Raw genomic sequence first — 7544 nt, forward strand, 5'->3', positions numbered from 1 at the left:
TCTGGATCATACTGGATAATCAACACCCTTGATTGTAAAATTCTAATAAAGCTTTATACATTTTAATACATTCCTCCACACTTTTTGCCATAATAAAAGGCAGAACACGATTCAGGAGGAGTATGAATGCTATCACAAAGTAAAGGTACGAGGTCGCTTCCTAATATTCCTACCGTGTTGCAGTTTATATTAAATACGGCACTTGTTTTTCTAGTAGGAATTTTATGCGTTTTGCTTCTGAAAGAAATTATTTACTTCATTCAGTTTTTCATTTTGCGCGATGAGGCACCCATTCATCACCTGCTGGAACGCATCCTTGTTTTCTTCCTGTATTTTGAGTTCATCGCCATGATTGCAAAATACTTTCAGGAAAACTACCACTTTCCGCTTCGTTATTTTTTGTATATCGGAATTACGGCAATGATCCGCCTTATTATCGTCCATCATGATAATCCGTTACATACGCTACTATATGCTTGCGTAATTCTCGTTTTGATCATCGGCTATTACATTATAAATTCAACGCCCTTACGTCGGAAAAAGCCATAACCTCACCGCATCTATATATAAGCTACACTTGATAGTTTGACATGATAACGTGGCTGGAAGAAGGAAATTCGGAAAAAAGAAGAGGGTGGACGCGCCCTGCGCTCCGGCAGAAGAAAAGCCAGTGTGTCGGTTTATCAAATCAAATGTATATAGTATTAACCTTGGCGGTGAATCTTCTTACATATGATCTGCCAACCGCTTTTGCTTTTTCTGGATACTTTGAAGCACTTGTATTCCCAGCGGGGTAATTTGTGACCCTTGTTTTTTTACGCCAACCGTAATACAGCCCCAACGGCTAAGTATAGAAAGCTTGCTGCGAATTTGCGCTTCCGATAACGGTCTGGGCAGCATGGACTGTAGCATCTTTCGTCCAATTCGTTCCTGCCGCTTGCTGCACATCCATAAAATATTAAGAATATCTTCATAATCTGCCAAAGAACCATGATGGCTTAGAACGAGAATAATATTCTTCACTTCTTCTATTCCCGATGCCGGAGCCAATTCGGCGGCCCCCGTAATATGTTGAGCCTGTGCATTCACAATCCGCTCTGGAATATGTTCCGGTCTTACCTGATTATCTTCAACAATGACCATCAAATAATTAATGAAGTTCTCCAGCTCACGGATATTTCCCGGCCAATTGTAATGCAGAAGAATATTTCTTGCTTCCTCACTGAATACAAGCTCTTTATTTTTGCTTTTCAAAAAATAATCGATCAATATAAAGAAATCTTCCTGACGTTCCCGCAAGCAAGGAATATGAAGCGGCAACACATTAAGCCGATAATATAAATCCTCACGGAATGTGCCCTTTCTAACCATGTCCAGCAAATTTCGGTTTGTAGCGGCAATGACCCTAACATTTATGGGAATAACCCGGTTTCCACCGATTCGCATGACTTGCCGCTCTTGAAGAACGCGCAGAAGCGAGGCCTGAATGCTAAGCGGAGCATCTCCGATTTCATCAAGGAATATGGTTCCATTGTGCGCTAGCTCAAACAAACCCATTTTCCCTCCTTTTCGTGCTCCCGTAAAAGCTCCTTCTTCATAGCCAAATAATTCGCTTTCAGCCAGGCTCTCTGTTAAACCGGCGAAGTTAACCGGAACAAAGGGGCCTTCTTTTCGAAGAGATGCCCGATGAATCGACTGGGCGAACACCTCCTTGCCTGTGCCATTCTCCCCTGTAATAAGTACCGTAAAGTTGCTTTTCGAAAGCTTCATTGCCGTCTGCTTAGCCAAAGCAATCGCTGAGCTCACACCGATAATACTATGAAAAGAGTATTTGGTCGTCAAACCTAGATGGATGCTCTTTTTGCGAATTTCCTGTTCGACTCGTTGAACCTTGGTTACATCCTGAAATGTTACGACCGCTCCCATAAACTGTCCGTCGAGCATCATCGGAATTTTAGTGATGAGCAGATGAAGGTTGCGCGTCTCCAGCACTTGGTCCAACACCTCGGCATGAGAACGAAAAACCTCCTGCACATTGAAATCGGGAATGACTTCACTGAACGCTTTACCGATACAATTCTTGGCTGAAAGCTTGAGGATTTTTTCGGCGTCTTCATTAAAAACTGTAATACGGCCTTGCTCATCCATCCCGATGATTCCCTCATGGACCGCATCTAGAATGGATGCCAGCTCTTGTTTTAACCGTCTTTCGTTATTTACCGAGATGGCTAGATTTCTTCCCAATTGGACAAAGTCCCGCAAGAACTCGGCCGTATAGAAATGAGCCTTCTCCACAGAAAGATGTAACAGGCGGGCGACATCCAGAATAGTGGTCAAGTCAATCGGCCGATTCTCCAAATCGATAATCGTTTCAATCGTTTCAGGTACAAGCTCAGGCAACCCAAGCGTAATCGCAAGATCAACATCATGCTTATCCGGTACTGGTGTATCTTCACTCGGAACATACGGAATAAAATGAAGATGCGAAAAACCAAAGCATTGCAAAAGCGCAATCGAATCTTTAACGAGTTCCTGGTTGTTCGTAACAAAAAGGGCCCTCGTTCCCGGGGCCAAATCCATTAATTGCTCTAAGTTTGGTAAATGAATCGTTCTTCTTGCAACGAGAGTAGGGACACTCTCTCTAATTTTCGGCAAATTCTCCGGCAAGCCGTTGGTAGAGAGGAGAACCAAATCTATCTTGTCCATCGCTTCCGGGTCCACCGGGTGATGCTCGTGATGGAAATATATTTGTATTTTGGAACCGAAAAACATGTTTAGGTTATTCTCAAAAGTCTTGCAAACCTTCTGGCTGCGTGTTACGAGCAGAATACCTGGTTTCTTCATACCTCTCCCCTTACCTTACACATAACATACTTTACTGATAGTAAAATACTTTGTACGTTATTTCAAGTCCCTACTCTTTTTAGTCGCTTAGAAAGGTCCCCAGTTCATCAGGACACCTATAATTAAGAAAATAACCGAGAGAATAGACCAGATTCCAGCTAGCGGAACCATAAATCGCAGCCATTTTCCGTATGAAATCCCGCTGACAGCAAGAATCGCCATCAATACGCCGGATGTGGGGTTGATACAGTTAACGACCCCTTCACCAAACAGGACGGACTGTACAGCAACCTGGCGTGTAATATCCAATAAGTCGGCCAATGGAACAAGAATCGGAACAAGCATCGCAGCTTCCCCGGAGCCGGAAGAAATCAAAAAGTGCAAAGCCGCACTTCCGATAAACATGCCGATAGCTCCTGTCATCGGCGATAAAGGCGTCAATAAGGTCGCAAGCCCATTCACTATCGTATCCAAAAGTTGTCCATCTTCCAGAATAATGACAACAGCTCGTGCCATTCCCACAATTAATGCTCCGTAAACGAGTTTCTGACATCCTTGCATAAACGTTTTGGCAATCTCATTGGCTCCCATGCGGGCAATCAAGCCTGAACCAATCGCGATAAAGATAAACAAACCTGCCATTTCATTTTCGGACCATTTAAAAATCAACGTACATATGATAAAGCCCACCAAAGAAAGCGAAGCAAAGGCCAAAATTAGTTTTTGTTGAGCAGAAAGACGTACCTGATTGTTGACCTCTTCGTTGCTCTCGCCTAAAGAATTCGGAAAAATCTCCAGGCCCAATACGCTTTTGGTAGAGTTCTTTTGCACTTTTCTAGCATAAAGGTAAAGATAAACAATCGTAGCAATCAGAAAAGCAAGATAAATGACAATTCGGAAACCGATTCCAGACAAAAGCGGGAGTTCGGCGATGCGCTGGGATAGCCCGACTGTTTGCGGACTAATAATAGATGCGTTCCAACCAGCATAAGTGCCCAGGTAAATAAGAGAAACACCAAAAACCGCATCAATTTTTAGCCTTCTGGCTATCATGACTCCAAGCGGAATAAAAGCAATAACGGAATTAACAATAATACCGGTTGTCCCCAAAACAGAAAACATTAGGCACACAGGTATAATCAACAGCAGAAGCCTATCTTTACACTTAATAATAATATTTCTGAGAAATGTATCAATAGCACCTGTTTTATCAACAACGGCCAATGCTCCACCCGTAAATAAAATAAGAAAAATGAGTGGTGCTCCTTTAACCATGCCTGTTTGGATGGCGGTAAAGAATTCAACCAGGTTAATCGGGCTTGCCTCTACAGCATGATAGCTTCCCGGCACTGTCATCGTAATATCATCTTTCTTAACCCGATCGAATGCACCTGAAGGAACAATATAGGTGGCGATGGCACAAATAATTAAAACATAAAATAATAGCACGTACGCATCAGGACGTAAAAATCCTTTTTTCTTTACGTTGTTGTCTAGTTTTGTAGCTGTTGATTGCATGAAGTCATGCCCCCTCCTATATAGTATTTTTTTGCTGATTTAATCAATAAAGCTTTGTCTACCACCTTTTTCTCCGCTTTGGATGTATGTTTTGTATTTCCCTCCTTTTTTGATGGTTTGATATGTCCAAATTCATAATTCTCAACTTTTTGCAAATGTTATGCCAAGAGAATAGTCATACAAAACAGCGATAAATATACTATTTTATATCTTTTAATTTCTTTATGGTTTTTTTATAGGAAAATAACTCACCTAAAAATAAACCTAAATAAAAACACATACAGGTTTAAAAATAAAAATTGTTTCAAAAAGTAGATTGGCAAGCTTTTTGCTATTTGAAACAACATATGTGTTTTGCTTTATCATTCTCTTAATCTGGGCCATTACAAGAGAAAAAGACAGAAAAAACAAGGAATTGGCTCACTGATAAAAGCTTTACTTTATAGAAGGGAGAGAACAAATATGGTTGATGCTACAACTAAAATTTTAAACTATTTACAAACTAACGAACAGGAAATCCTCCAGGACCTAGAAGAATTCGTTAAAAAAGAATCCCCTTCCCGGGACAAAGCACTTGTTGATGAATGCGGGCATTATCTGCAGGAGCTTTTTCAGAAGCATCTTGATGTTACGCCTGAAGTATTCACAGAAAAAGAAGTAGGAAATCATCTCAAATTCACCATTGGAGATGGTGAGAAGCAAATTTTAATCATCGGTCATTTTGATACCGTATGGGAAAAAGGCCGGTTAAGCTACAGGGTAGAAGGTAATAAAGCATACGGGCCGGGTATTCTCGATATGAAAGGTGGAATGGTCCAGGCTATTTGGGCCGTTAAAGCTATACGGGAGCTTGGGATGTCCATGAATAAAAAAATCGTTTTTCTCTGTAATTCCGACGAGGAAATCGGTTCCATCCATTCAAGAAAATATATTGAAGAAGAAGCCCGTAAAAGTGAAGTCGCATTGGTTGCAGAAGCGGCAGTAGCCAAAACTGGTGCATTAAAAACAGCTCGTAAGGGTGTTGGCATATTTAAACTGAAAGTATGGGGACGTGCTGCGCATTCGGGAAACCATCATCATGACGGTATCAGTGCAATTGAGGAATTGGCCCGGCAAACAATTTTTCTGCAGGAGCTCACCGACTATGAAAAAGGCTCAACTGTAAATGTAGGCGTGGTCAAAGGCGGAACCGGCAGCAATGTAGTGCCCGAATATGCAGAAGCGGACATCGACCTGCGTATATCATCCCTTGAAGAAGCAGAGCGGGTAAGTGCTTTAATTCTTGGATTAAAACCGATATTGGATGGTACAAAAATCGAAGTAACGGGTGAAGTGAATCGTCCACCGATGGAACGTACGGAAGAAATAGGCAAGCTGTTCCATACAGCCCAAGTCATCGCCTCCGAGCTCGGCTTTGAACTAGATGAGGCAGCGGTTGGCGGAGGAAGTGACGGTAACTTCACTGCCGCACTTGGTATTCCTACTTTGGATGGGCTCGGCTGTGAAGGTGAAGGGCTTCATGCGGAAAACGAACATGTTCTTATCAACACTCTTTCTAAAAGAGCCGCCCTATTGGCAAATTTGTTGCTACGAATATAATCTGAAACACAAAAATGCATGGTACATCCGCAAAAGACGTACCATGCATTTTCTAGTAAAGCGATTCGATACCAAAATATTCGGCGGCCAATACGATAAAATACTTATCATCCTATTTGGGCAGATGCACCTATATGAATTACACTTGATATTTGGCAGGGTAGCGTGGTTGGAAGGAGGAAATTTGGAATACATATGTGCTTAATAAAGAAAAAACATAAGGATAGACGTAACAACCCCCACCCAAATACTCAACAAAATACAATAGCCCATAATATCGCGAATGCCTAACCCGACTACACCTAAAATCGGCAGTGTCCAGAATGGTTGGATAAGATTCGTCCACGCATCTCCCCACGCGACCGCCATGGCAACATTAGCCGGATTTACACCCAACTGCATACCCGCCGGAACTTGAATAGGGCCTTGAAGCGCCCACTGACCGCCACCAGAAGGTGCCAGTATATTCACGATACCTGCAGTCCAATACGTAAAGATAAGAAACGTATCCTTAGAGGCAACCGCAGTCATCCAATCGATAATTGCCTGACCCATCCCTGAGCTTCCTAAGATGGCAATGATACCTGCATAGAATGGAAATTGAAGAATAACAGGCGAAATTGACGTAGCCGCTTCATGAAATGCACGCGCAAATTGTGCAAGTGAACGATGAAAAAACAAACCGGCACTTAAAAATGCAAGATTAATAATATCAAGATTAATGTCTTTTCCGTTAACAATTTCATAAAACACGTAAATCAATCCGACGCTCCCCATAAGGATTCCCAGCCAGGAAGCATGCTCCAATCTTTCAGCCGGTGTCAGTGGCTCGGCTGATGCAGCTGCTGACTCGTTTTGCGCTTCTTGCTTCCCATGCGGAGGACGATAGCGTACAATATTTTCCTTTGGGGCCATAAGAGCAATAACAATTGGCATGGTAATCGCCAGTGCAAGCAAAATGACGATAGTAGGCAGACTGAAAATGGTTTCTGATGTAGGGATTACTCCCATCATATCAGCCAAAAAATGATCAGGGGTAGCAACAGTTAAGCCGATGGAGCTCGATAAACCAGCTGAATAAAGGGCCGTAGGTGCATATGCGGCAGCTACAAGCAAAGGAAAATGTGTTTTCTCATTTCTTTTTCCAACTTCCCTTGCAAAAATGGCTCCGACTACAACAGCTAATCCCCAGTTAATATAATAGGCAACGGCTGAAACAAGAAATGTGAATACGTAAGCCTGTCGCGGGGTTTTCGCCCAGCCTGCCACGACCTCCAATCCTCTTTTAATAAACGGAACCGCTGCAAGCACCATTCCCGTCATAAGCACAAGAACCATTTGCATCGTAAAGGCACGGTATTTCCAGAAACCGTCACCCCATGCACTGAACATCTTCATTGGTGATGAAGGATTCATGATAAGGGCGATAACCAATACAAAGAGGGTCATCAGTACAGCAATCACTAATGAGTCTGGAAGATAACGACGAACTCCACGCGAGAAAAGATCAGCAACTTTCGTTAACATGCATTCCCTCCTATCTTTATTCTTTTATCACGCCTGTTGATTATCCATAAGGTGGA

5 protein-coding genes are annotated in these 7544 nt (G+C 42.4%); 2 read left to right on the forward strand and 3 right to left on the reverse strand.

The window, feature by feature from the left end; all coding sequences use genetic code 11:
- Positions 1-126: 126 nt before the first annotated feature.
- Positions 127-549 (forward strand): phosphate-starvation-inducible protein PsiE, encoded by a 423-nt coding sequence (gene psiE / locus HMPREF0083_RS16425; RefSeq protein ID WP_021622708.1) that lies wholly within the window; start codon positions 127-129, stop codon positions 547-549.
- Between the two features lie 177 nt (positions 550-726).
- Here psiE and HMPREF0083_RS16430 read toward each other — a convergent pair whose 3' ends face one another.
- Both HMPREF0083_RS16430 and HMPREF0083_RS16435 read right to left on the reverse strand, forming a co-directional pair.
- Entirely contained in the window at positions 727-2844 is a 2118-nt protein-coding gene (locus HMPREF0083_RS16430; RefSeq protein WP_021622710.1) for a sigma-54 interaction domain-containing protein, read from the reverse strand.
- Between the two features lie 87 nt (positions 2845-2931).
- Positions 2932-4362, reverse strand: a complete 1431-nt coding sequence (locus tag HMPREF0083_RS16435) for a YfcC family protein (protein WP_021622711.1) — start codon at positions 4360-4362, stop codon at positions 2932-2934.
- Between the two features lie 462 nt (positions 4363-4824).
- Between HMPREF0083_RS16435 and HMPREF0083_RS16440 the strand changes: the two genes are divergently transcribed.
- Complete coding sequence (locus tag HMPREF0083_RS16440) at positions 4825-5961, forward strand: M20 family metallopeptidase (RefSeq protein ID WP_021622714.1); 1137 nt, start codon at positions 4825-4827, stop codon at positions 5959-5961.
- 201 nt (positions 5962-6162) lie between these two features.
- Here the strand turns inward: HMPREF0083_RS16440 and HMPREF0083_RS16445 are convergent, their stop codons facing one another.
- Positions 6163-7488, reverse strand: a complete 1326-nt coding sequence (locus HMPREF0083_RS16445; protein ID WP_021622716.1) for a short-chain fatty acid transporter — start codon at positions 7486-7488, stop codon at positions 6163-6165.
- Positions 7489-7544: the final 56 nt, after the last annotated feature.

Origin of the sequence: Aneurinibacillus aneurinilyticus ATCC 12856, from assembly GCF_000466385.1 — a bacterium.
Lineage (GTDB): Bacteria > Bacillota > Bacilli > Aneurinibacillales > Aneurinibacillaceae > Aneurinibacillus > Aneurinibacillus aneurinilyticus.

Bases quoted from the DNA above. Each gene is read 5' to 3' on its own strand.
- psiE (WP_021622708.1), top strand. From the start codon at position 127: ATGCTATCACAAAGTAAAGGTACGAGGTCGCTTCCTAATATTCCTACC.
- HMPREF0083_RS16430 (WP_021622710.1), bottom strand. From the start codon at position 2,844: ATGAAGAAACCAGGTATTCTGCTCGTAACACGCAGCCAGAAGGTTTGC.
- HMPREF0083_RS16435 (WP_021622711.1), bottom strand. From the start codon at position 4,362: ATGCAATCAACAGCTACAAAACTAGACAACAACGTAAAGAAAAAAGGA.
- HMPREF0083_RS16440 (WP_021622714.1), top strand. From the start codon at position 4,825: ATGGTTGATGCTACAACTAAAATTTTAAACTATTTACAAACTAACGAA.
- HMPREF0083_RS16445 (WP_021622716.1), bottom strand. From the start codon at position 7,488: ATGTTAACGAAAGTTGCTGATCTTTTCTCGCGTGGAGTTCGTCGTTAT.